This window comes from Streptomyces sp. NPDC037271 (assembly GCF_055603605.1).
The window spans coordinates 742942-766200 of the sequence record NZ_JBVJVN010000001.1 but is presented as its reverse complement, the minus strand read 5'-3'; the positions used below and the strand labels follow the sequence as shown (position 1 = coordinate 766200).

The window sequence follows — 23259 nt, the reverse complement described above, 5'->3', positions numbered from 1 at the left end:
GCTCCGGGGGCTCCGGGGGCTCCGGGGGCTCCGGACGCTCCAGGTGCTCCGGGGGCTCCGGGCGCTCCGGGCGCTCACTCCACGACGTGCCGCCCTTCGGGCCGTGCACTGCACGACGCGCGGAAGGCGCAGTGGGTGCAGTGCTGGCCCGCGGTCGGCGTGAACCGTTCGTCGAGGACTTTGCCGGCGGCCGTGGCCAGCAGGTCCCCGACCCACTCGCCCCCCGGCCCTTCCAGGGGGTCCTGCGCCTGCACCTTGGGGAAGGTCTCGCCGCCGTCCCGCTTGGGCGCGCCCTGGCGCAACTGGACGAGCTCGGCGCCGCCCGGCCCGGGGCGGGTGCCGTCGAAGACGTCGTCGACAGCGCCCTCACGGACGGCGAGCTGGTAGACGGCGAGCTGCGGGTGGTGGGCCACCTCGGCGGAGCTGGGCGCCTGTTTGCCGGTCTTGAAGTCGACAACGTAGGCGCGGCCGTCGCCGTCGGCCTCGACACGGTCCATCTGGCCGCGGATGCGCACCTCGTAGTCGCCCGCTTCCAGGGTCACGTCGAAGTCGTGCTCGCTCGCCACCGGCGTGCGTCCGGCGCGGTCCATGACATGCCACTTCAGAAAGCGTTCGAGCGCCACGCGCGCGTTGGCCTTCTCCTGCGCCGACTTCCACGGGGCGTCGAAGGCGAGCGCGTTCCACACCGAGTCCAGGCGCTCCATGAGGACGGCGAGGTCGGCCGGGGTGCGCCCGGAGGCCACCTCGTCGGCGAGGACGTGCACCACGTTGCCGAAGCCCTGGGCGGCGGTCGCGGGCGCGTCGGCCTTCACCTCCCGGCCGAGGAACCACTGGAGGGCGCAGGTGTTGGCCAGCTGGTCCAGGGCGCTCCCGGAGAGGGTGACGGGCTGGTCGCGGTCGCGCAGGGGCACCTTGCTCTCGGTCGAGTCCCACATGCCCCACCAGCGGTACGGGTGGGCGGACGGCACCAAGGGGCGGCCGTCCTCGTCGGCGAGGGCGGCGAGGCGCGCCAGGCGGCGGGCGGCGGCCTCCCTCAAGGGTTCGGAGACGCGGGGGTCGACCGTGGTGGCGCGCAGCTCGGCGACGAGCGCCGAGACGGCGAGAGGGCGACGCGGGCGGCCCGTGACGTCGGCGGGTTCGACTCCGAGTTCGGTCAGGAACCGGGAGGGCTGGTCACCGTCGTCGGCCGGTGCTTTCACGGCGGTCACGACGAGCCGCTCACGCGCGCGCGTGGCGGCCACGTAGAACAGGCGGCGTTCCTCGGCGAGCAGCGCGCCGGGGGTGAGCGGTTCGGCGAGTCCGTCGCGGCCGATCCGGTCGGCCTCCAACAGGGAGCCGCGGCGGCGCAGATCCGGCCACAGTCCCTCCTGGACGCCCGCGACGACGACCAGGCGCCACTCCAGCCCCTTCGAGCGGTGCGCGGTCATCAGGCGGACGGCTTCGGGCCGTACGGCACGCCGCGTGATGGTGTCGGCGGCGATGTCCTCGGCGTCGATCTCCTCCAGGAAGTTCAGGGCGCCCCGGCCGCCGGTGCGCTCCTCCGCGCGGGCGGCCGTCGCGAAGAGCGCGCACACGGCGTCGAGGTCGCGGTCGGCGTTGCGTCCGGCCGCGCCGCCACGCCGGGCGGAGCGCTCCAGGCGGGCGGGCCACGGCGTGCCCTCCCACAGGTCCCACAGCGCCTCCTCGGCACTGCCGCCTCCCGCCAGACGCTCGCGGGCCTTGCGCAGCAGAGCACCGAGACGCTGGGCGCCACGCGCGTACGCGGGGTCGTGCACCGCCAGCCGCTCCGGCTCGGCCAGCGCGCGCGCGAGCAGGACGTCCGAGGGCGGTGGCAACGGGTCGCCCGCGGCACGCTCCTCCTCCCGCAGGGCGCGGCCGAGGCGGCGCAGATCGGCGGCGTCCATGCCGGCGAGCGGGGAGGTGAGCAAGGTGAGGGCGGTCTCGGTGGGGAGCCAGCACGGGTCCGCCGCGCGGTCGGCGCGTTCTCCGGGCGCGGTCTTCACCGCCGTGTCGGCGTCGGCCTCGAGGTCTGCCTGCACCGCCGTATCGGCGTCGGCCTCGGGATCTGCCTGCACCGCCGTATCGGCGTCGGCCTCGGGATCTGCCTGCACCGCCGTATCGGCGTCGGCCTCGGGTCCGGCCTTCACCGCCACCTCGGGGCCTGCCTCCGCCACCTCGGGTCCGGCCTGCAGGGGCGCCTCAGGTGCGGCCTGCGCCACCTCGTCGGCGTCGTCCTGGCCCGGCCCGTCCTCAGCCTCGTCCGTGACGTCGCCGTCCGCCCTGTGTATCGCCTCCCCCGGCACGACACCGTCCGCCCGGCGTGCAGCGAGGCCGGCCCCGGGCCGTTCTCCCGCCTCCGCCTCCGCCACCGCCCGCAGCGCCGTCAGCAGGGGCGCCACGGCCGGCTCGTGTCGCAGGGGAAGGTCGTCGCCGTCGATGTCCAAGGGGACGCCGGCCGCGGTGAGGGCGCGGCGGACCATGGGGATGGTGCGTGACCCGGCGCGTACCAGGACGGCCATGTCGCCCCAGGGGACGCCGTCCTCCAGGTGGGCCCGGCGCAGGATGTCGGCGATGTTGTCGAGCTCGGTACCGGATGTCGGGTACGTGAACACCTCGACGCGCCCTCCGTCCCGCACCGGGGTCAGCTCGCGGTGGGCGCGCACCTTGTCGGCGGGGAGTCGGGTCAACGGCATGCGCTGGGTCAGCAGCCGGGTCGCGGCCAGGAGGGCGCCCCGGGACCTGCGCGAGGTCCGCAGCACCTCGACCGGCGCCGGCCGGCCGTCCGCGCGCGGGAAGGCGGTCGGGAAGTCGAGGATGCCGTTCACGTCCGCGCCCCGGAAGGCGTAGATCGACTGGTCGGGGTCGCCGAACGCGACGAGGGTGCGCCCGCCTCCGGCCAGGGCGTGCAGCAGCCGGACCTGGGCCGGGTCGGTGTCCTGGTACTCGTCGACGTAGACCGCGTCGTACTGTGCGGCCAGGTGCGCGGCGACCTCGGGACGGCGGGCGAGGAGCACCGCGCGGTGGACGAGTTCCGCGTAGTCGAGCACGCCCTGCAGGTCGAGCACGTCGAGGTACTCGGCGAGGAAGACGGCGGCGGCCCGCCAGTCGGGGCGGCCTATGCGTCGGGCGAAGGCCCCCAGCGCGTCCGGCCCGAGGCCCAGCTCGCGGCTGCGGGCGAGGACCGCGCGGACCTCGTCGGCGAAGCCGCGGGTGGTCAGGCAGGCCCGCAGCTCGTCGGGCCAGCGCACATGGGCCAGGCCGAGCCGCTCCAGGTCGACCTGCCCGGCGAGCAGCTCGCGTACCGTCACGTCCTGCTCGGGGCCGGACAGCAGCCGCAGGGGTTCCGCGAAGAGGTCGCCGGCCTGGTGAGCGCGGACCAGGGCGTAACCGAAGGAGTGGAAGGTGGTCGCCCGGGGAGCACGGGTGGCTCCCATGCGCAGCGCCATCCGGTCGCGCAGTTCGAGGGCCGCCTTGCGGCTGAAGGTCAGCACCAGGATCCGCTCGGGGTCGCCGCCCCGGGCGACACGGTCCGCCACGGACTCGACGAGCGTGGTGGTCTTGCCGGTGCCCGGGCCCGCGAGGACGAGCAGCGGTCCGGTCCGGTGCTCAACCACGGCGCGCTGTGCGGCGTCCAGACGAGGGGGATCCTTTCGCTCCGGCGGGGTACGCACCAGCCGGTAAGCGCCACGGCTCCCCCGTCGCACCTGGGGGTGCGACGGGTGTCTGGCAGAGGAGAAGGAGCTCACGTGGTTCGCCGGTCCTGGTGGGTGTGCTGGTGGGCCGTCCGCGCTGCGGGCACGACGGGGGCCGCGGGATGAGAGGGGCTGGTGCCGCCGACGCCAGGCCGACGGATGAGGCAGAAGCAGAGCTTCCCCTTCTTCCCTCGGGCCACGTGCGGCGCTTGTGTCCCCCACCCCACGAACGTACGTCATGCCATGGACGTGCCCGAACTGTCCCTTTTCCCTCATACGGATCACAGGTCACACGTCGGCCGATCCGATGGCGGAAGCTGTCAGATGTGAGCCTGTGCGCGTTCGCCGCCGTCCCACCGCGCCCGTTTCAGATCGAGGCGCGGCAGATGCCCCTCCGCGCCTCTGCTCGCCTCCTTCAGGGGCGTGCCCTCCTCCCGGTAGCGGTCGAGCGCCTCCAGTTCCTGCCCCGCGAGCAGGACCCCGTCCGCGCGGACGACGCGCCACCACGGAACGCCTCCCCCGTAGAGGGACATCACCCGTCCGACCTGGCGGGGCCCTCCCTCCTCCAGGTACTCGGCGATGTCCCCGTACGTCATGACCCGGCCCGGCGGAATCAGCTCGGTCACCTCGAGAACCCGCTCGGCGTACTCGGGCAGCGCGTCCGCGTAGTCCGGGCGGGCGTCGTCCGGAAGGCTCTGCTCGCTCATCCGACCCATACTGCCGCACTCCACCGACAACGCGACGCGCTTGGGACGGTGCGCGTCCCTCGCCCGGAAGCGGCGCTTCGGGCAGACTGTGCGGCCCGCACGGGCACCCTGATGCCTGCCGAGGCCGACGCGGCATGCCACCATCGTGCGGGCGGTGACCAGTGATACGAGAGCAAGAAGAGGCGATGAAACAGCAGGGTGTGCACCCCGAGGACCCCGAGGGCACCTCTGACTCCTCGTCGCGCCCGGACACCGCGTACGGAAGCGGCGAGAACACCGGCCGGCGGGCGGCCCCAGGCAGGACGGCGACCGCCGCCGACCCCGACGACGTCGCGCACATCGACGAGGTGGAGGGCGACGAACCGCTGCTCCCCGCGCGCGTGCACCGTCCGTCCGACCTGATGCGGCTCCTGGTGGGCGTGCTCGCCGTCGCCGTACTGCTCGCCGTCGCCGCCTTCGCCCACGGCACCACCTCGGGCCTCGAACAGGACATCAACAAGGGCACCGGGCAGGCACCCGATCTGCTGATCAAGATCGCGGGACTGGCCTCCAGCATCGCGATCCTCCTGGTGCCCGTCGCGTTCGCGATCGAGCGGCTGATCAAACGGGACGGGCTGCGGATCGCCGACGGGGTGCTGGCGGCGGTCCTCGCACACGGGGTGACCCTCGCCACCGACCTGTGGGTCGCCGAGGCGGCCCCCGGCTCCATCCAGGAGGCCCTCACCCAGCCCTCGCCGGGTGACGTCCACGCTCTCACCGATCCGGTGCACGGGTACCTGGCGCCCGTCATCGCCTACATGACGGCCGTCGGCATGTCCCGCAGACCCCGCTGGCGCGCGGTGCTGTGGATCGTGCTGCTCCTCGACGCCTTCTCGATGCTCGTCACCGGCTACACGACACCGTTCTCGATCATCCTGACGGTGCTCATCGGCTGGTCCGTGGCGTACGGAACGCTGTACGCGGTGGGGTCCCCCAACGTCCGCCCCACCGGGCGGACGCTGATGGCGGGCCTGCGGCACGTCGGCTTCCGCCCGGTGACCGCCGCCCGCGAGGAGGCGCCGTCGGACACGGCGGAGACCGGTGACCGCGGCCGCCGCTACTTCGTCACGCTGGAGGACGGCCGACCGCTGGACGTGACGGTGGTGGACCGGGAGCAGCAGGCACAGGGCTTCTTCTACCGCGCGTGGCGCAACCTGACGCTGCGCGGCTTCGCCACCCGCAGCAGCCTGCCCTCCCTGCGGCAGGCCCTGGAGCAGGAGGCACTGCTCGCCTACGCGGCGATCGCGGCCGGCGCCAACGCCCCCAAGCTGATCGCGACATCCGAACTGGGTCCCGACGCCGTGATGCTCGTCTACGAGCACACCGGCGGGCGCACGCTCGACTCGCTGTCGGACGAGGAGATCACCGACGACCTGCTGCGCGGCACCTGGGAGCAGGTGCGGGCCCTGCAGTCCCGGCGCATCGCGCACCGCAGGCTGGTGGGCGACGCGATCCTGGTGGATCGTTCCGGCACGGTGATCCTCACCGACCTGCGCATCGGCGAGATCGCCGCCGGGGACCTGCTGCTGCGCATGGACGTCTCCCAACTCCTGGTCACGCTCGGCCTGCGGGTGGGTGCCGAACGCGCGGTCGCTTCGGCGGTGGGCGTGCTCGGCCCCGACACCGTGGCGGACTGCCTGCCGATGCTCCAGCCCATCGCGCTCAGCCGCTCCACGCGCGCGACCCTGCGCAAGCTGGCCCGGGAGCGGGCCGAGCGCGAGCGGGAGGCGGTCCTGGAGTCGTCCCGGCAGGCCAAGCTCGCCCGCTCGGAGGCGGCCGCCGACAACACGAGCCCCGTACCCGGGACCTCCGACAAGGCCGGCAGACCGGAAAGGGCCGACAAGGCCGAGAAGAAGGCCGTACGCGCCGAGCAGCGTGCGGAGAAGCGGGCCGTCGACGAGGCGCTGGAGGGGGCCCGCGAGGAGGACCTGCTCACGCTGATCCGGCACGCGGTGCTGCGGATCAGGCCGCAGGCCCCCGTCGAGCCGGCCCGCCTGGAACGAGTGCGGCCACGTACGCTGATCAGCTTTATCGCCGGGGCGATCGGCGCCTACTTCCTGCTGACGCAGCTCACCCACATCGAGTTCGGGCCCCTGATCTCGAACGCCCAGTGGGGCTGGGTCGCCGCGGCCGTGCTGTTCTCCGCGGCGAGCTACGTCGCCGCGGCGATGGCCCTGCTGGGGTTCGTGCCCGAGCGGGTGCCGTTCCTGCGGACCGTGGCCGCGCAGGTCGCCGGGTCGTTCGTGAAGATCGTCGCCCCCGCGGCGGTCGGCGGGGTCGCCCTGAACACCCGCTTCCTCCAGCGCGCGGGGGTGCGCCCCGGTCTCGCGGTCGCGAGCGTCGGCGCGTCGCAGTTGTTCGGGCTCGGCTGCCACATCCTGATGCTGCTGTCCTTCGGCTATCTGACCGGCACCGAGAAGACGCCGTCGCTGTCCCCGTCCCGGACGGTCATCGCGGGTCTGCTGACGGTGGCTGTGCTCGTGCTCGTGGTGACCTCGGTGCCGTTCCTGCGGAAATTCGTCGTCACGCGCGTGCGGTCGCTTTTCGCCGGAGTCGTACCGCGCATGCTCGATGTGCTGCAACGGCCGCAGAAGCTGGTCACCGGCATCGGCGGGATGCTGCTGCTCACCGCTTGCTTCGTGATGTGCCTGGACGCCTCGATCCGGGCCTTCGGCGACGAGTCGACGTCGATCAGCCTGGCGAGCGTCGCGGTCGTCTTCCTCGCGGGCAACGCGCTGGGTTCCGCGGCGCCGACGCCGGGCGGTGTGGGCGCGGTGGAGGCGACACTGACGGTCGGCCTGATCGCCGTAGGCCTCCCCAAGGAGGTCGCCGCCCCCGCGGTCCTGCTGTACCGGCTGCTCACGCTCTGGCTGCCCGTACTGCCGGGCTGGCTGGTCTTCAACCACCTGACGCGGAAAGAGGCGTTGTAGCCGTCTCCGGGCCGGTCTCCGCACGCTTGGGCCCCTGAACCGTGCGACTCAGGGCCGCACCCGCACCCTTGTCCGTACGACTCGGGGCCGCACCCGCACCCTTGTCCGTACAACTCGGGGCGGGATCCGCACGCTTCGGCCCCTGATCCGTACAGCTCGGGCCGGCCCCGTACCCCCCGTGAGCGAGACCCCCATGCCTCGGGATCACGAACCGTGCTCACCGGGCCACACCCGGACGCCTCAAGGGCCCGCCCCGTACCTCGTACGGCTCCGGCCCCGAGCGCATGACACCGCGCAACCGCACGATGGACGCATGCCGACTCCCTCCCGGCTACGAGCCGCCTCCCTCACCACCCTCGCCACCGCCACCGCCCTGACCCTGTCCGCCCTGCTGGCGGGCTGCGGCGACGGAAGCCGGGAGGACGAGGACCTGGCGAGCCAGAAGCTCGACTGGAAGGACTGCCCGGCTCCGTCCCAAGCCGAAGGCGGCGGCGCCGCTCCGTCCCCGCTGCCGGACGGCGACGAGTGGCAGTGCGCCACCATGAAGGCTCCGCGCGACTGGGACGCCCCCAAGGACGACACGATTGACCTCGCGCTGATCCGTGCCGAGGCCAGCGGTGAGGCAGACCGGCGGATCGGTTCACTCGTCTTCAACTTCGGCGGCCCGGGCGGATCGGGCGTCACCACGCTGCCCGCCTTCGGCCAGGACTACGCGACACTGCGCACCCGCTACGACCTGGTCAGCTTCGACCCACGCGGTGTCGGCCGCAGTGCCCCCGTGAAGTGTCTGGACGACAACCAGCTCGACACCTACTTCCAACAGGACGCCACCCCCGACGACGCGGCCGAGCGCACCGAGCTGGTGGACGACACGGAGGAGTTCAACACGGCCTGCGAGAAGCACTCGAAGCAGATCCTGCCGCACGTGCGCACCACCGACGCGGCCCGCGACATGGACCTGATGCGCCAGGTCCTGGGCGACGACAAGCTGCATTACTTCGGCATCTCCTACGGCACCGAACTCGGCGGCGTCTACGCCCACCTGTTCCCCAAGAAGGTGGGCCGCGCCGTCTTCGACGCGGTCGTCGACCCGACGCGGACGCCGGAACAGAGCTCGCTCGCACAGGCGCAAGGCTTCCAGCTCGCGCTCGACAACTTCGCCGAGGACTGCGTGTCGAAGGCCGAGGACTGCCCAGTCGGGAACAGCGCCCAGGACGTCAAGGACCGCATCGCGCGGCTCCTGAAGGATCTCGACCGCGAACCCGTCCCCGGCGTCTTCCCCCGCGAACTCACCCAGACCGCCGCGACCGGCGGCATCGCACAGGCTCTGTACTCGAAGGACTTCTGGGAGTACCTCACCGACGGCCTGGAGCAGGCGTACAACGGTGACGGCAGGCTCCTCATGAGGCTGTCGGACGCGTTGAACGGGCGCGACGAGAACGGCGCGTACAGCAACATCAACGCGGCCAACGTCGCCATCAGCTGCGCCGACGACAAGCCGCGGTACGACCCCGCCTACGTGGAAAGCAAGCTGCCCGAGTTCCGGAAGGCCTCCGCGCTGTTCGGTGACTACCTCGCCTGGTCCATGCTCGGCTGCACCGACTGGCCGGTCACCGGTGCCGCCGACCATCCCGACGTCAGCGCGCCCGGTGCGCCGCCGATCCTGGTGATCGGCAACACCGGCGATCCGGCGACGCCCTACGAGGGTGCGGGAAGGATGGCGGAGGCGCTGGGGGAGCGTGTCGGCGTGCAGCTGACCTACAGGGGCCAGGGGCACGGTGCCTACGACAGCAAGAACAAGTGCGTGCAGGACGCGGTGCACGGCTACCTGCTGGACGGCAAGGTACCGGCGGCCGGAACCGTCTGTTCCTGACCTCCACGACACCACGACACGAGAAAACCGCAGATCAGAAAGTTATCCACAGGGCGCGGCAGGCGTTGCGCGATCCACCTACCATGGCATGACCGCCATCCGCTGCACGGCGCGGACGGCTTGTGAGGGGGGAGAGCACATGGCGCGTCTCGTACGGTGGACGGCTCTGACGGCCGCCGCCGCACTGCTGGCAACGGCGGGCTGCAGCGGCGGCTCGTCCGGTGACGGCGAGGACGACGGCGGGACGGGCGGGACGGACAGCGCACGGCCGTCGATGGCCGCGCCGTCCGGGGTGCCCGAGTCGCTGGCCTCCCAGACGCTCGACTGGGGCCGCTGCAAGGGCACCGCCGACTCCCCCGCGCCGGACGGCGACTGGCAGTGCGCCACGCTCGAGGCGCCGCTGGACTGGGCCGAGCCGGGCGGCGAGACGATCGGCCTCGCGCTGATCCGCGCCAAGGCCACCGGCGACGAGCGCATCGGCTCGCTACTGTTCAACTTCGGCGGCCCAGGCGGTTCGGGCGTCTCCACGATGCCGTCCTACGCCGACACCGTCTCCTCCCTGCACGAGCGATACGACCTGGTGAGCTGGGACCCGCGGGGGGTGGCCGCCAGCGAGGGGATCCGCTGCCGCGGCGACGAGGCGATCGAGGACGCCGAGTCCGTGGACTCCACTCCGGACACCACGGCCGAGGAGCAGGCCTACCTGAAGGATGCCGCCGACTTCGGCAAGGGCTGCGAGAAGGCCGCCGGCAAGCTGATGGGGCACGTCTCGACCACGGACACGGCCCGCGACATGGACCTGATGCGGCATGTGCTGGGCGACGAGAAGATGCACTACTTCGGCATCTCCTACGGCACCGAACTCGGCGGCGTCTACGCCCACCTGTTCCCGAAGCGCGTGGGGCGCGTGGTCCTCGACGCGGTCGTGGACCCGAGCGCCGACACGATGGGCCACGCCGAGAACCAGGCCAGGGGCTTCCAGCGCGCCCTGGACGACTACCTGGAATCCACCGGTGAGGACCCGAAACAGGGCTCGCGGGAGATCGCCGACCTCCTGGAGCGGCTCGACGCGGAGCCACTGCCGACGTCGTCGCCCGGGCGGAAGCTGACCCAGACGCTGGCACTCACCGGCATCGTGCTGCCGCTCTACAGCAAGGACGGTTGGCCGGCCCTGACCAGCGCGCTGGCCGCGGCGGAGGAGGGCGACGGCTCCGAGCTGCTGGCGCTCGCCGACGGCTACAACGAGCGTGATCCCTCGGGACGCTACGGCACGACGACCCACTCCCAACGGGTCATATCGTGCCTGGACGACAAGCAGCGGCCGACCCTGGAGGAGACGAAGAGGCTGCTGCCGAGGTTCGAGAAGGTCTCACCCGTGTTCGGGGCCTTCCTCGGCTGGGACACGGCCGGGTGGTGCCACGAGTGGCCGGTGGCCGGTCAGCACGAGACCCCCGAGGTGAGCGCCTCCGGCGCGGCCCCGATCCTGGTGGTCGGCAACACCGGCGACCCGGCCACGCCCTACGAGGGTGCCCGCAGGATGGCGGACGAACTGGGCAAGGACGTGGGTGTGGTGCTCACCTGGAAGGGCGAGGGACACGGGGCGTACGGAAGCGGAAGCGACTGTGTCGACTCCACGGTGGACGCCTACCTGGTGAAGGGGACGGTGCCGGAGGACGGCAAGGTCTGCTCATGACGGCGGCGGGGGCTCAGTCGGCAGGCAAGGCCTCCCGCATCGCCTTTGCGGTGGCAGTAGGGTCGTAGCCCTCGGGGACGCCTTCGACCATGATGATGTCGCACTCGATGTGCCGCGAGCGCAGCGGTGCGATCTCCTGGTATGCGGGTGAGTCCCACCATGCCCGCGCCTCGGCGATCCCGGGGAAGCTGATCATCACGACGTGCCCGGGCCAGCTGCCCTCCACCACCTCGTGCTCCGCTCCGTGAACGAGGAAGCGTCCGCCGTACGGCTCGAAGGTGGCCCGGATGCGCTCGATGTACTCGACGATCTCCGGGTGCGGGGCGGCCTCTTGCAGGTGGGCTATGGCGTAGGCGGGCATGGTGTCCTTCCGGTCGGTCGGGCTCCGTACACCGAGATCCTGGCATGCCGGTGCGCCGGGGACGATGACCTGACAGGTAAGCGGACCCCGCCGGGGGCGCGGACTGTCGGCGCGCATGCCCCCTGCATGCCCGATCGGACGGCGATTGGCGGAGGAACAACGGGGATCGCCGGCGAGCGTTCCGGGAAGGTGAAGGACAGCGTCTTGCCACATCAGCCCGCATCCGGTCACGCGATCTCCACGTTGGTGGCGGTCCGGCGCCGAGGCCGGGCTGCCCCGGGGCCGTGCGAGGTTTGCTCAGCGCCGACCGACAACGACAGAAGCCCACGGCATCCGAGCGTTCAGAGCCGTGGGCTTCTTCGGGCCCGCTGGTCAGCGGGAGTGGTGATCAGTAGACGGGCTTCTCCGGCTCGATCTGGTTGACCCAGCCGATCACGCCGCCGCCGACGTGGACGGCGTCGGAGAAGCCGGCGGACTTCAGGACCGCCAGGACTTCCGCACTGCGGACACCCGTCTTGCAGTTCAAGACGATCTTCTTGTCCTGCGGGAGGCTCTCGAGGGCGGAGCCCATGAGGAACTCGTTCTTCGGGATCAGCCGGGCGCCCGGGATGGAGACGATCTCGAACTCGTTCGGCTCGCGGACGTCGATGAGTTCGATGCTCTCGCCGTCGTCGATCCACTCCTTGAGCTGCTTGGGAGTGATCGTGGAGCCGGCGGCCGCCGCCTGGGCCTCCTCGGACACGACGCCGCAGAAGGCCTCGTAGTCGATGAGCTCGGTGACGGTCGGGTTCTCACCGCAGACCGCGCAGTCGGGGTCCTTGCGGACCTTGACCTGGCGGTACTGCATCTCCAGGGCGTCGTAGATCATCAGGCGGCCGACGAGGGGTTCACCGATGCCCGCGAGCAGCTTGATGGCCTCGTTGGTCTGGATGGAGCCGATGGACGCGCACAGCACGCCCAGGACGCCGCCCTCGGCGCAGGAGGGGACCATGCCGGGGGGCGGGGGCTCCGGGTAGAGGCAGCGGTAGCAGGGACCGTGCTCGGACCAGAAGACGGAGGCCTGGCCGTCGAAACGGTAGATGGAACCCCAGACGTAGGGCTTGTTCAGCAGCACGCAGGCGTCGTTGACCAGGTAACGGGTCGCGAAGTTGTCCGTACCGTCGACGATCAGGTCGTACTGGCTGAAGATGTCCATCACGTTGTCGGCCTCGAGCCGCTCCTGGTGAAGGACCACGTCCACGTACGGGTTGATGCCCTTGATGGTGTCGCGGGCGGACTCGGCCTTGGACCGGCCGATGTCGGCCTGGCTGTGGATGACCTGCCGCTGCAGGTTCGACTCGTCGACCTCGTCGAACTCCACGATGCCGAGCGTGCCGACACCGGCTGCCGCCATGTACATCAGGGCCGGCGAGCCGAGACCGCCCGCGCCCACGGCGAGCACCTTCGCGTTCTTCAGCCGCTTCTGCCCGTCCATCCCCACGTCGGGGATGATCAGGTGGCGGGAGTACCTGCGGACCTCGTCTACGGTGAGCTCGGGGGCCGGCTCGACCAGGGGTGGCAGCGACACGGGGACTCCGTTGGTCGGTCAGTAATTACGGTTGTTCTCCTCGCAACACTGCCACGGCCTTTTTCATTCCGAGACACCCGTCCCGACCCGCGAGACGATCTCGTCCCAGTAGCCGGGCATCGTCTCCCAGGGGTCCGTTCGGCCTCCCCGGTCCGTGCGGTCGGTGAAGTAGATCGTCCCGGCACCCTGCCACCGGGCGATGCGCAGCGCCTCCTCAAGATGCCCGCGGGGCACGCCGTGCACGAGGTGGCAGAACCGCTCGGGCGGATGGCCGGCGCTCCACTCGGCCGCCTGGGACCAGCGGTAGTCGCTCCAGGCGCCCGAGAAGGTGACGAGCTGGTCGGCGTTCTCGGCATAGCCGGGGTGGGGGTGGGTGCCGTGGCCGAGGACGACGTGGGCGTCGTCACGCATCCCTCGGAGTGCGGTGACGGTGCGGCGGACTTCGGGAAGCTCTGCCCGGTCGGACGGGCAGCGGTCGAGGAGGAAGCCGTCGGCCCGGTACCAGTCGAGGTACCGGTGTGCGTCGGAGATCAGTGCGCCGAAGCTCCGTGCCCCGTACCCGAGGTCGAGGTGGCCGAGGACGCGAACGCCCGCGTTGCGCAGGCGGCCGCTTGCTTCCAGGCAACTCGGGTCGGGCTGGGCGCCGGGGCCGTCGGCGACGTTGAGGACGACCCAGTGCAGGGGTGTGCCCGGGCTGGTGAGGTCGGCCCACTCGCCGGCGGCGACGAGGGGGTGGGCCAGACCGGGGACTCCGAGGCCGGTGCGGACGCCGGTGCTCGCGCTGCCCGCTTTGACGCTGGTCAGATACGGCATGCGGCCTCCATCCAGATATCGGCGAGAGACTCTTCGAGGGCGATCCGGGGTCGCCATCCGAGGCGGTCGCGCGCGGTGCGCACATCGGCCTGCTGCCAGCTGCCGCAGCCGTCCGGGTAGGGGTGGACGGCGGGGGCCGCGTGCTCGGTGTCGGCACGGTCGCCGCGGTGCCCGAGGGGTTCCGGGCGGTGAGGGCCGAGGCCGTCGGTGCGGTGGTGACCGAGGGTTTCGACGCGGTGGCCGACGGATTCGGTGCGGGGGTGCCCGATGACGGGCCGCAGCGCGCCGGGCGGTCCGTCGAGTTCGTGCAGGGCGCCGCCGTAGCCGGCCACGCGGGCGAGGGTGGCGGCGGCGTCGCGCAGGCGGACGGCACGGCCGGAGCCGATGTTGATGACCCCCTGCGCCGCGGAGAGCGAGGCGGCGTGGACGGCGCGGGCGACATCGCGGACGTCGATGAAGTCGCGCTGGGCGCCGAGGCCGCCGAGCCGGAGTTCGCCGTCGCCGGACTGCATCGCGCGGCGCATGGCCTCGGCGAGGCGGCCCAGGGGGGAGCCGGCTGGGGTGCCGGGGCCTGCGGGCGAGAAGACGCGGAGGACGACGGCGTCCAGGCCGGAGCCGAGGACCAGTTCGGTGGCGGCGAGTTTGCTGACACCGTAGGGGCCGCCGGGTCGGGGCACGGCGTCCTCCGCGGTGGAGGAGCCGGGCTGGCTGGGGCCGTACTCCGCGCTGCAGCCGACCTGCACCAGGCGGGCGCCGCAGCCGCTGCGGCGCAGGGCCTCGCAGACGGTGGCGACGGCGATGGTGTTGTGCCGGGTGAGTTCGCGGGCGCCGCCCCGGGTGGCCCCGGCGCAGTTGACGACGACGCCGGGGTGGACCGCGTCGAGGAAGCGGGTGAGGGCGCCGGGGCTGCCGGTGGCGAGGTCGAAGCGGACGTCGGCGTCGTCTCCGCGGCCGAGAGCGGTGAGCTGGACCGCCGGGTCGGCGAGCAGACGGTCGGCGACGAAGCGGCCGATGTAGCCGTTGGCTCCGATCAGCAGGACTCTCATCGGGCGGCTCCCGGTGCCGAGGCGTCGGGTCGGGAGGTGGTCATCTGGGGGCTCCTTCGGAGGGTGACGGGGACGTGTGGGGGGCTGTCCGGGGGTGAGGTCATCGCGGCTGCTCCGTCGATGCGTGGGCCGAAGCCTTGGTCAGGCGGCGAGTCGCGTGGACCAGGAGGGCCAGGGCGCCGGTGCCGCAGACCACCGTCGGAACGCCGGCCGGGCCGCAGGCGACGACCACGGCCTCCACGGGGGCGGCCAGGAAACCGCAGCCGGGGAGGCGGCCGGCGAAGAGCGTGGCCAGGGCGGCCGCCTGCGCGGTGGCCGACGCGGTCAGGACGAGAGTGGGGGCGTGGGTGCAGCCGTGCACGGCGAGCAGGCGGGCGAGCAGGAGCAGGGCGCCCAGGGTGAGCGTCCGGGCGTAGGCGGCGGGCTCTGCGAGGACCTCGCCGGTCAGCGCGGCCAGGGCTGCCAAGGCAGCCATGAACAGGGCGAACACACCGAGCAGGAGGGGGCGTACGGAGGCTGAGAAGTCGGCCAGACCGCGGCTGTCCGACAGTTTGCGGCGGGCGCGCACGGCGAAGAGGTGGGCACTCGCGGCTGCGGGCGCGCAGGCCAGGGCGAGGGCCAGTACGGGGGCGACGGTGACGGGCCACGGACCGTCGGTGGTGCCGTCGGGCAGGCCGTCCGGGCCGCCGGCCAGCGCGGTGGCGAGCAGTCCGTCACCGAGGAGGGAGTAGCCGACGAGCCAGCAGGTCCAGGCCCAGGTGCCGGTGGTGCGCGTCGCGGCGCCCAGCGGCCCCCGGCGCAGGGCCGCGCGCAGGGCCAGGGAGACCGCGAGGGTGCCGGCGACGGCCGCGATCAGGCGCGGCCGTCCGTCGGTGAGGCGCAGGCCGGCCACGGCGGCGACGCACAGCGCGCCGGGCAGCAGGGCAAGCACGACCCAGGTGGCGCGCACCCGGGGGGCCGGCAGGTCCGTGGGGCGCGGGGGCGTGTCGTCACGGGGGACACGGGCGTACATCTCCTCCGCCAGGGAGAAGACGTCCCGGTGGCGGAAGTGTGCGGCGGTCCGGTCGGTGATGCCGTGCGCCTCCAGGCCGGCCGCGATCTCCAGCGGGTCCACGGCGCGTTCGCAGAGGTCGTGGTGCCGGTGCAGCAGGGCCTTCACGGGGTCCGCGGTGGCGCGGCGAGCAGCGGGCGGCGGCTTGCCGACGGCGGCTACCGCGCCGTGCTCGGCCGCGCCGTGCTCGGCCGCGCCACGCTCGGCCGCGCCGCCGCGGTCGGCCGCTTTGCCGTCGGTGGCCGCTTTGCCGTCGGTGGCTGCGCGCGGGCGGTCGCCCGCTCCCGGACAGCGGTCCTGGCCCGTCCCCGGACAGCGGTCCTGGCCCGTCCCCGGACAGCGGTCCTGGCCCGTCCCCGGACAGCGGTCCTGGCCCGTCCTTGGACAGCGGTCTGCGCCCACTCCCCCGCCATCGCTCGGCCGCCGGCCCTCGCCCGGCTCCCTGCTCCCGCCCGGCCGCCCGCTCTCCCCCGGCCGCCGACTCCCGGCTGCGCGCTGGGCGTCGCCCGCGCGCCACCCCTCGTCCGGCCCTCGCCCGTCACCGTCCGCCCCCCGGACACCACCGGACCGCCGGTCGTCGCGGGGCCGCAGGCCCCCACCGAACCGCCTGTCCTCGTGTGACCGCCGGTCGACACCCGTGTGCCGTCCCTCGCCCGGTTCCCGGTTCTCGAGCGGCCACGGACCCTCACCCGCACCCGACCGCCGTTCATCCGCCGTCCGCCGGTCGGCAGGAGCTGCAGGGGCAGGCGTCCCTGCGGTCAGGAACTCCCGCGGGCGTTCGTCCCGGGCGCCCGGGCTGCCCGGGGTCTCGGGGCGGTCCAGTTCGCCGAGGCCGCTCATCGGACCCCCTCGGTCGCGGTGACCGGGGTCGTGCCACGGACGGGGGCGTCGGTCGCCCAGCCGGGGCCGACGCGGGACACGACGCGAGTCGTGGGTACGGCCGAGCGGCCGAGGACGTGCGCCTCGGCAGGAACGGCGAACGGCAGCGGCTCTCCGGTGTCGTCGAGGGCGACGCGGCGTACGGGCGCCCTCGAAAGGATCTCCAGGTAAATGCCGTGAAATGCCGCGACGTTCTGCTCGACGGTGAACAGCTCCAGTGCACGGGCGCGCGCGGCGGCACCCAGGCGCTCACGGCGCTCGGGGTCACGCAGCAGGGCGACACACGCCTCGGCGAGCGCCCGGGGATTGCGCGGCGGCACGACGAGTCCGGTGCCGCCGATGGCCTCCACCACCGCGCCGACGTCCGTGGACACCGTCGCGCGCCCGCAGAGCATGGCCTCGACCAAGCCGGTCGGGAACCCCTCGACGACGCTGGAGAGGACCACCAGGGTGCCCGCGGCGTACGCGTCGACGCGGGACGGCAGTTCCGGTCCGCCGGTCTCCTCGAAGGACACCGGGTTGCGGCCGACGGCGTACGGGCCGTCGGCCTCGTCGGGGAAGAGCTGCGCGGCCAGGCCCTTGCAGTGGGCGAGGTAGGCCGCGCCCTCGGGGCCGTCGGGGGCGCCGATGATCCTGAGGCGGGCTCCCGGCTCCTCCTCGCGGATCTCCGCGAAGGCGTGCAGCAGCGAGACCAGGTCCTTGGCGGGCTCGACGCGGCCGACCCAGACGAGGGTGTGCGGGTCGGCGCGGTCCGGCGACTCTCCCACCTCGGCGTAGGGGGCCGCGTCCATGCCCGGGTGGATCGTGCGGAGCTTGGCGCGGTCGGCCCCGCAGCGCTCCTGCCAGCGGCGGGCGTGCGTGTTGCCGGGCGTGATCACGGCCGCGTGCCGGTACGTCTCGGCGGCCAGTCGGGTGTGGAAGGCGGCCAGCAGGGACCGTGTCGCGGGTGGCGAGTCGGGGTCGGTGAGGTAGTGCGTCCGCAGCCGCACCCCGTACTCGGTCACCAGCAGGGGCACGTCGCGGAAGTGCCGGGCGAGCAGGCCGGGCAGCGCGGCCGTGCCACCGGAGGCGGCGTGGCACAGGTCGACCGCACCGAGGCCGTCGTCCTCGTACCAGTCGAGCGACAGGGGGCGCAGAACGCGTTCGAGGCGCGCGGCGACGGTGAGCAGATCGGGGACGCGCGCCTCACGCGCCGCGCGGTGGGCGCCGGGCGCGCGACAGGCGCGTTCCAGGGCGCGTACGGCGGCCTCCGAGCGCAGTTCGCCGGACAGTCCGCCCTCGTCGCGGGCAAGTTCGGCGAGCCCGTACAGCGCGCTGGCGAAACGGTCCGCCTCAAGGGCCGACGCCTCCTGCGAGGCCCCGGACGAGTCGTTGGGGGTGGCGGCGCAGAGGGCCGCGGCCAGTTCCCCGTAGCACTCGGCGAAGCGCCTGCGAGCGCGCCGTCCGTGCACGGCGCCGCCGTCCCCGGCGTCCCACAGCGACGCGGTGCGGACCCGGCTGACCTGCGGCGGCAGCGGCACCCACCCGTCAGTCTCCTGACGCTCGCTGTCACTGAGCGCGTAGACGTCGAACTCGTGCTGCTCGAGACCGCGCACGAGCCGGTCGCACCAGGGTCCGCCCTCACCGTTCACATACGGGTAGCCACCCTCCGTAAGCAGTCCGATGCGCACGCGCGCACCCCCGATCTCCCGTCTGGGGAGCCGTCGTTGGCCCGGCGGCTCGCAGCGGGACGAACGTATGCGGACAAGGCGGTGGGGGGGGGGGGGGGGGGGGGGGGGGGGGGGGGGGGGGGGGGGGGGGGGGGGGGGGGGGTTTTTTCCCCCCCCCCCCCACCAAAAGGGGTGAACGGCCGTAACTTTCCGACCCGGAGTGCGTTCTGTCCCGCTAAGGGATGACGCCGTCACGGTGAGCGACGAACGGCCGGGCCTCGCGGTCAGCTGTTGGGGTACGCCCAGGGGTTGGGGCGGCAGTCGATTCCGTCGTGGTCGATGAACTTGGTCTGCTGCTGCATGACCGGGGCGAGTTCACCGTCCTTGTCGCAGGTGACGTGGTTGAAGCCGATGCGGTGGCCGATCTCGTGGTTGATCAGCATCTGCCGGTACCCGTGGAGGTCGTCGCCGTACGGTTCCGCGCCCTGCGCCCACCGGTAGGCGTTGATCATCACGCGCTCGGTGGCGGCCGAGTCGCAGGACACGTTGTCCTGGGTGGTGTCCAGGCCGGACTTGGCGCACCAGACTGCGGTGGTGCCGGGGCTGGCCAGCGTGATGACGAAGTCGGGCTGCCCTAAGTGGATGCGCTCGAAGGTGCGGGCGCCGTTGTGGGCCCAGCTCCGGTCGTCGTTGAGCGTCTTCTGCACCGCATCGGCGAAGAGTCGCGCGTCGAGTCCGAGCCCTTGTTCCACGTCCACGCGGTAGGTGTACTTCTGCCCCGTCCCCGGCCCCTTGGCAATGCCCGGGACCGCGTCGAACTTCCCCGAACCCTCGAGCGTGGCGCTGAGCGGGTACTTCTTTCCCATCTTCTGCTCGTACGTCAGTGGCGCCGGGGACTCGGGTGCCGAGGGCGTCGGCCGTCCGTCCGTGCGCGACGCGGAGTCGCGGACGCCGCGGGCCTGGTCGGCGGCGGACTGCGACTGCACGTCCTCGCCGTCCGCCCCGTCGGCGACCTGCCCGGCCACGACGACCGCCAGCACGGTGGTGACGGCGGCCGCGGCGATGCCGGTGAAGGTCCTGCCCTTGCCGCCCTTGGCCGGCGCGGGCCGACCGGTGGGCGGCGCGTCGTCGGATTCGGTGCCGGAGGCTGTGCCAACGCCTCCGGCACCGCCACCCGCGATGCCGCCGACCCCGTCGGCGCTCCAGTCGGTGACGGAGGCGTACGGGTCGGCGGGGCGCGCGGAGACGGGGGTGCGGCGCGGGGAGCGGGCGGCGAAGACGTCACCGTCCTCGCCGAAGGCGTCCAGGTACTCCTGCCGTGGTTCCCCCGCAGCCGCCTGCCGTTGCCGCGGGAAGGACGGGCCGGGCCGCGCGGACCGACCGGGGGGCCCGGATTGCACGGGTCGCGAAGGATACGAGGAAGGCGAGGAGGGCGGCGCGGGCCGCGAGGGGGCACCTGCAGACGGTCCCCCCGCAATGCCGTGCCCGGCACCGGCCCGTCCGCTCAGCTCGCCCCAGCCGCCGCCGGGTTCACGCTGCTCGGGATGGTCACCACGGGTCCGCGGCACACCGTGCGCCGGAGTGCCATCCGCGACACCCTGGAAGCCACGCGCCGGAGTAGCGTCCGTAGCCGTCGGAAAACCACGCGCCGGAGTGCCGTCCGAAACCGTCGGAAAACCACGCGCCGGAGTGCCGTCCGAAACCGTCGGAAAACCACGCGCCGGAGTGCCGTCCGAAACCGTCGGAAAACCACGCGCCGGAGTGCCGTCCGAAACCGTCGCGAAACCATGGGCCGGCATCCCGCCCGGGAGCCGTGGACCTGGGGTCGGGCCTGAATTCGGGCCCGGGCCCGCATATCCCTGGGGGCCGCCGGACGGGGCCCCGCCTCGGGCCCCGTCCGCCCTGCCCGGCGCCTCGTCCGTTGTCCCCTGGGGAGCCGTGCCGGGCGTTCGGTTCGCCTGCGGTGCCTGCTCCTCCGCCGGAGGACCGGGCGCCCGGCGGCGGCCCAGCAGGCCGGGCCGGGGCTCCCGCGCCGCGGCGGTGTCCGCGGCGTCGGCCTTGGGGGCGGGTCCGCGGCGGCTGTGGCGTCCCACGTCGCGCCTCAGCCTCCTGTGGTCTGGTTGGCGGGCTCGTCGTCGACGGCCTCTTCGGTCCTCTCGCCGACCATCGGTTCCCCGGTGTCCGCGAGGAGTTCGCGGAACGCCGTGGCCACGGTCTCCGGATATTCCATCATCGCCACGTGTCCCGCGTCCGGCAGGGTCAGCAGCCGGGAGTCACGGAAGGCGCGGGCAGCCCGCTGGGCCATGCGGTAGCCGACGAGTTGGTCCCGTCCACCGTAGACCAGCAGCGTCGGTGCGAGAACCCGTTCGGCCTGTCGCCACAGCCCGTGCTGGCCGCCCAGCGTGTACGAGTTGACGATTCCGCGCGCGGAGCGGGCCATCGCGTCCCAGAAGTACGGCAGTCGCATCCGCCGTTCCATCTCCTCCACGGCGTTGCGGAAGCCTTCCGGCGACACCCTCCCCGGGTCGCCGTAGCAGAGCGCCGTCACTCCGCGGACCCGCTGCTCCGCGGTCCACTCCCGGGTGAGCCGGGTGAACAGCGACACCACCCCCGGCAGTGCCAGCAGCCCCGTCGGCACGGCGCTGCGCTGCACGCGGATCTCCGGCAGCGCGGGCGACACGAGGGTCAGCGTCCGCACCAGGTCGGGCCGCACCGCGGCCACGCGCGTGACGACGGCGCCGCCGAGCGAGTTGCCGAAGAGGTGGACGGGGCCGCGCCCGGCCGCGTCGAGGTGGCGGATGACCGCGCGCGCGTGACCCGTGATCGAGTAGTCGCCGTCGTCCGGTGGCGGGGAGTCCCCGAAGCCCGGCAGGTCGATGGCCTCGCCTGCGACAACGCCCTCCAGCAGCGGCATCAGCGCCGACCAGTTCTGCGAGGAGCCGCCGAGGCCGTGGACGTAGAGCGCGGGCGGCAGTCCCTCGCGCGCGGGCGGCCTCGAGCGCACCGTCAGGGTGATGCCGGGCAGCTGCACCGACCTGAGCCGCTCACCGGCCGCGACCTTGACGGCTGCGACCTTGACGGCTGCGACCTTCGGCAGCACGTTGGCGGGCGGCACGGTCGGCGGCTCGGTCGAAGGCATGCGGCAATGTTACGAGACGATCACACGGTGGTTCATGTGTTCGCCGTCACAAGCGCGGGCGCGGCGCCAGCCCGCCGCGCCAGCCCCCAGCGTGGGCAGGAGCCGACGCATGGCGTCCGGATCGGGTGTCTCCTAGGCTCGTGGAGTGGGCACCCGCGTGTGGCCCCTGCACCTTCAGGGACGTCCGTAGGAAGGGAGCCCAGCATGACCGTCGACCCGACCGACCCCGAGACCTTCGACGACGAGGCGCAGGAACCGGAGGAATTCGACGTCGAGGCACCCGACGCCGACGCGGCCGAGCAGCAGGCCGACATCGCTCCGGAGCGCGACGACCCGCTGACCGGCGTCGACCCGGACCGCGCCAACGAGGCCGACCTGGTGGAACAGGCCCGGGTCGTCTCCCACGACGAGGACGACTACCGCTGAGACGCGGCGCCGCGAGACGACGGAGAGGCCCGCCGAGCCGAAGGAGGCCACCTCTGCCCGGCCTGAACCCTTTTGAAACCTGTTGTGCTGCTTTCACCACCGTCCGGTCCGTGAAATTCTGCGCTCGCAGCGCACACACCACGGTTACCGAAAAGTACGATGGCGACGCGGCGCACACCGCACGAGGACGACTATGGGAGGCGGCGTGACAGCCATCGAGCAGACAGAGGCGGTACGCCCACGGGGCACACGCCTTCCCCGCCGAGCCCGACGCAACCAGCTGCTGGGCGCCGCACAGGAAGTTTTCGTGGCCCAGGGCTACCACGCGGCCGCGATGGACGACATCGCCGAACGCGCCGGCGTCAGCAAGCCGGTGCTCTACCAGCACTTCCCGGGCAAGCTCGACCTCTACCTCGCCCTGCTGGACCAGCACTGCGAGGCCCTGATCCAGTCCGTACGGATCGCGCTCGCGTCGACGACCGACAACAAGCAGCGGGTCCGGGCGACGATGGACGCCTACTTCGCGTACGTCGAGGACGACGGCGGCGCCTTCCGCCTGGTCTTCGAGTCGGACCTGACCAACGAGCCCGCCGTGCGCGAGCGCGTCGACAAGGTCACGAACGAGTGCGCCGAGGCGATCTGCGACGTCATCGCCGAGGACACCGGACTCTCGCGCGCCGAGTCGATGCTGCTGGCCTCCGGGCTGGGCGGTCTCGCCCAGGTGGTGGCCCGCTCCTGGCTGCACAGCGACCGCAGCGTGCCGCGCGACCAGGCGGTCCAGCTGCTGACCTCACTGGCCTGGCGGGGCATCGCCGGCTTCCCGCTGCACGGCAGCGAGCAGCACTGACCGGCACGGTGCGCCGGGCGGCCGCGGGCGTACGACGGCCTGTTCCCGTCGGCTGTTCGCTCCTGGCGTTCTCCGCCGCAGCGTGTACGTCCCCTCACCGGGCTAATGTGTGCTGGGTACGGCGCGAAGATCGCGCACTTCACTGACCGTCGGAGGGACATAGCCGTGGAGGTCAAGATCGGCGTGCAGCACGCGCCCCGCGAGATCGTTCTGGAGAGCGGTCAGAGTGCCGAGGAGGTCGAGCGGGTGGTGGCCGATGCACTGGCCGGCAAGTCGGCGCTGCTGAGCCTGGTGGACGAACACGGTCGCAAGGTCTTGGTGCCGGCCGACCGTCTCGCCTACGTCGAGATCGGCGAGCCTGCCCCGCGCAAGGTGGGCTTCGGCGCGCTGTAGCCGGCGGAAGCAGGGCGACGGACGAAGAACGGGAGGGGGGGGGGGGTGGGGGGGCGGGGGGGGCCCCCCCCCCTTCCTAACCCTCCCTTTTTTTCGTGCTTTCCCCCTTTTCCCCCACAGAACAAGTTCCCCCCCAGAAAGAGGGTGGATTCCT

Annotated in this window: 16 protein-coding genes; 6 read left to right on the top strand and 10 right to left on the bottom strand. The window is 72.8% G+C overall.

The annotated features are described in order from the left end of the window. Positions 1–74: 74 nt before the first annotated feature. The gene (locus tag ACZ7G3_RS03520) at positions 75–3746 is read right to left on the bottom strand and encodes an ATP-dependent helicase (protein ID WP_470923036.1); all 3672 of its coding nucleotides are present in this window, start codon (positions 3744–3746) and stop codon (positions 75–77) included. A gap of 266 nt (positions 3747–4012) precedes the next feature. Then, on the bottom strand, positions 4013–4399 hold the full coding sequence (locus tag ACZ7G3_RS03515; RefSeq protein WP_426601084.1) for an MGMT family protein: 387 nt from the start codon (positions 4397–4399) through the stop codon (positions 4013–4015). Positions 4400–4584: 185 nt separating this feature from the next. Between ACZ7G3_RS03515 and ACZ7G3_RS03510 the strand changes: the two genes are divergently transcribed. From ACZ7G3_RS03510 to ACZ7G3_RS03500, 3 genes are all read left to right on the top strand, one after another. Further along, on the top strand, positions 4585–7368 hold the full coding sequence (locus ACZ7G3_RS03510) for a lysylphosphatidylglycerol synthase transmembrane domain-containing protein (protein WP_470923035.1): 2784 nt from the start codon (positions 4585–4587) through the stop codon (positions 7366–7368). 313 nt (positions 7369–7681) lie between these two features. Then, a complete protein-coding gene (locus ACZ7G3_RS03505; RefSeq protein ID WP_470923034.1) occupies positions 7682–9241 on the top strand; it encodes an alpha/beta fold hydrolase in 1560 nt (519 codons plus the stop codon). Positions 9242–9380: 139 nt separating this feature from the next. Continuing rightward, positions 9381–10934, top strand: a complete 1554-nt coding sequence (locus ACZ7G3_RS03500) for an alpha/beta hydrolase (RefSeq protein WP_470923033.1) — start codon at positions 9381–9383, stop codon at positions 10932–10934. A gap of 13 nt (positions 10935–10947) precedes the next feature. On the opposite strand, the gene ACZ7G3_RS03495 is transcribed toward ACZ7G3_RS03500, so the two are convergent. The 8 genes from ACZ7G3_RS03495 to ACZ7G3_RS03460 all read right to left on the bottom strand — a co-directional run bounded on the left by ACZ7G3_RS03495 (position 10948) and on the right by ACZ7G3_RS03460 (position 21439). Beyond that, positions 10948–11295: a DUF1330 domain-containing protein gene (locus ACZ7G3_RS03495; RefSeq protein WP_426601336.1), complete on the bottom strand. Its 348-nt coding sequence runs from the start codon at positions 11293–11295 to the stop codon at positions 10948–10950. A 388-nt stretch (positions 11296–11683) separates the two neighbouring features. Beyond that, complete coding sequence (gene moeZ, locus ACZ7G3_RS03490; protein ID WP_426601337.1) at positions 11684–12862, bottom strand: adenylyltransferase/sulfurtransferase MoeZ; 1179 nt, start codon at positions 12860–12862, stop codon at positions 11684–11686. Positions 12863–12925: 63 nt separating this feature from the next. Continuing rightward, on the bottom strand, positions 12926–13675 hold the full coding sequence (locus ACZ7G3_RS03485; protein ID WP_470923032.1) for a spherulation-specific family 4 protein: 750 nt from the start codon (positions 13673–13675) through the stop codon (positions 12926–12928). Continuing rightward, positions 13663–14721 carry an NAD-dependent epimerase/dehydratase family protein gene (locus tag ACZ7G3_RS03480; protein WP_426601339.1) on the bottom strand — a complete coding sequence of 353 codons (1059 nt, stop codon included), beginning with the start codon at positions 14719–14721 and terminating at the stop codon, positions 13663–13665. The genes ACZ7G3_RS03485 and ACZ7G3_RS03480 overlap by 13 nt, the downstream gene beginning before the upstream one ends. A 100-nt stretch (positions 14722–14821) precedes the next feature. Further along, positions 14822–16174, bottom strand: coding sequence for a hypothetical protein (locus ACZ7G3_RS03475; RefSeq protein WP_470923031.1), 1353 nt, complete (start codon positions 16172–16174; stop codon positions 14822–14824). Between the two features lie 434 nt (positions 16175–16608). Then, on the bottom strand, positions 16609–18321 hold the full coding sequence (locus ACZ7G3_RS03470; protein ID WP_470923030.1) for a DUF3492 domain-containing protein: 1713 nt from the start codon (positions 18319–18321) through the stop codon (positions 16609–16611). A 263-nt stretch (positions 18322–18584) separates the two neighbouring features. After that, positions 18585–20393: a DUF3152 domain-containing protein gene (locus tag ACZ7G3_RS03465; RefSeq protein ID WP_470923029.1), complete on the bottom strand. Its 1809-nt coding sequence runs from the start codon at positions 20391–20393 to the stop codon at positions 18585–18587. Positions 20394–20401: 8 nt separating this feature from the next. Next, positions 20402–21439 carry an alpha/beta fold hydrolase gene (locus tag ACZ7G3_RS03460; RefSeq protein ID WP_470923028.1) on the bottom strand — a complete coding sequence of 346 codons (1038 nt, stop codon included), beginning with the start codon at positions 21437–21439 and terminating at the stop codon, positions 20402–20404. A 204-nt stretch (positions 21440–21643) separates the two neighbouring features. Here ACZ7G3_RS03460 and ACZ7G3_RS03455 point away from each other — a divergent pair, with 204 nt between their 5' ends. The 3 genes from ACZ7G3_RS03455 (at position 21644) to ACZ7G3_RS03445 (ending at position 23105) form a co-directional block, all read left to right on the top strand. Continuing rightward, the gene (locus tag ACZ7G3_RS03455; RefSeq protein WP_426601344.1) at positions 21644–21865 is read left to right on the top strand and encodes a hypothetical protein; all 222 of its coding nucleotides are present in this window, start codon (positions 21644–21646) and stop codon (positions 21863–21865) included. Between the two features lie 205 nt (positions 21866–22070). Then, positions 22071–22712 (top strand): TetR/AcrR family transcriptional regulator, encoded by a 642-nt coding sequence (locus ACZ7G3_RS03450; protein ID WP_426526713.1) that lies wholly within the window; start codon positions 22071–22073, stop codon positions 22710–22712. A 165-nt stretch (positions 22713–22877) separates the two neighbouring features. Then, a complete protein-coding gene (locus ACZ7G3_RS03445; RefSeq protein WP_426526711.1) occupies positions 22878–23105 on the top strand; it encodes a DUF3107 domain-containing protein in 228 nt (75 codons plus the stop codon). Positions 23106–23259: the final 154 nt, after the last annotated feature.

Bases quoted from the DNA above. Each gene is read 5' to 3' on its own strand.
- ACZ7G3_RS03505 (WP_470923034.1), top strand. From the start codon at position 7,682: ATGCCGACTCCCTCCCGGCTACGAGCCGCCTCCCTCACCACCCTCGCC.
- ACZ7G3_RS03510 (WP_470923035.1), top strand. From the start codon at position 4,585: ATGAAACAGCAGGGTGTGCACCCCGAGGACCCCGAGGGCACCTCTGAC.
- ACZ7G3_RS03500 (WP_470923033.1), top strand. From the start codon at position 9,381: ATGGCGCGTCTCGTACGGTGGACGGCTCTGACGGCCGCCGCCGCACTG.
- ACZ7G3_RS03455 (WP_426601344.1), top strand. From the start codon at position 21,644: ATGACCGTCGACCCGACCGACCCCGAGACCTTCGACGACGAGGCGCAG.
- ACZ7G3_RS03460 (WP_470923028.1), bottom strand. From the start codon at position 21,439: ATGCCTTCGACCGAGCCGCCGACCGTGCCGCCCGCCAACGTGCTGCCG.
- ACZ7G3_RS03515 (WP_426601084.1), bottom strand. From the start codon at position 4,399: ATGAGCGAGCAGAGCCTTCCGGACGACGCCCGCCCGGACTACGCGGAC.
- ACZ7G3_RS03495 (WP_426601336.1), bottom strand. From the start codon at position 11,295: ATGCCCGCCTACGCCATAGCCCACCTGCAAGAGGCCGCCCCGCACCCG.
- ACZ7G3_RS03485 (WP_470923032.1), bottom strand. From the start codon at position 13,675: ATGCCGTATCTGACCAGCGTCAAAGCGGGCAGCGCGAGCACCGGCGTC.
- ACZ7G3_RS03480 (WP_426601339.1), bottom strand. From the start codon at position 14,721: ATGAGAGTCCTGCTGATCGGAGCCAACGGCTACATCGGCCGCTTCGTC.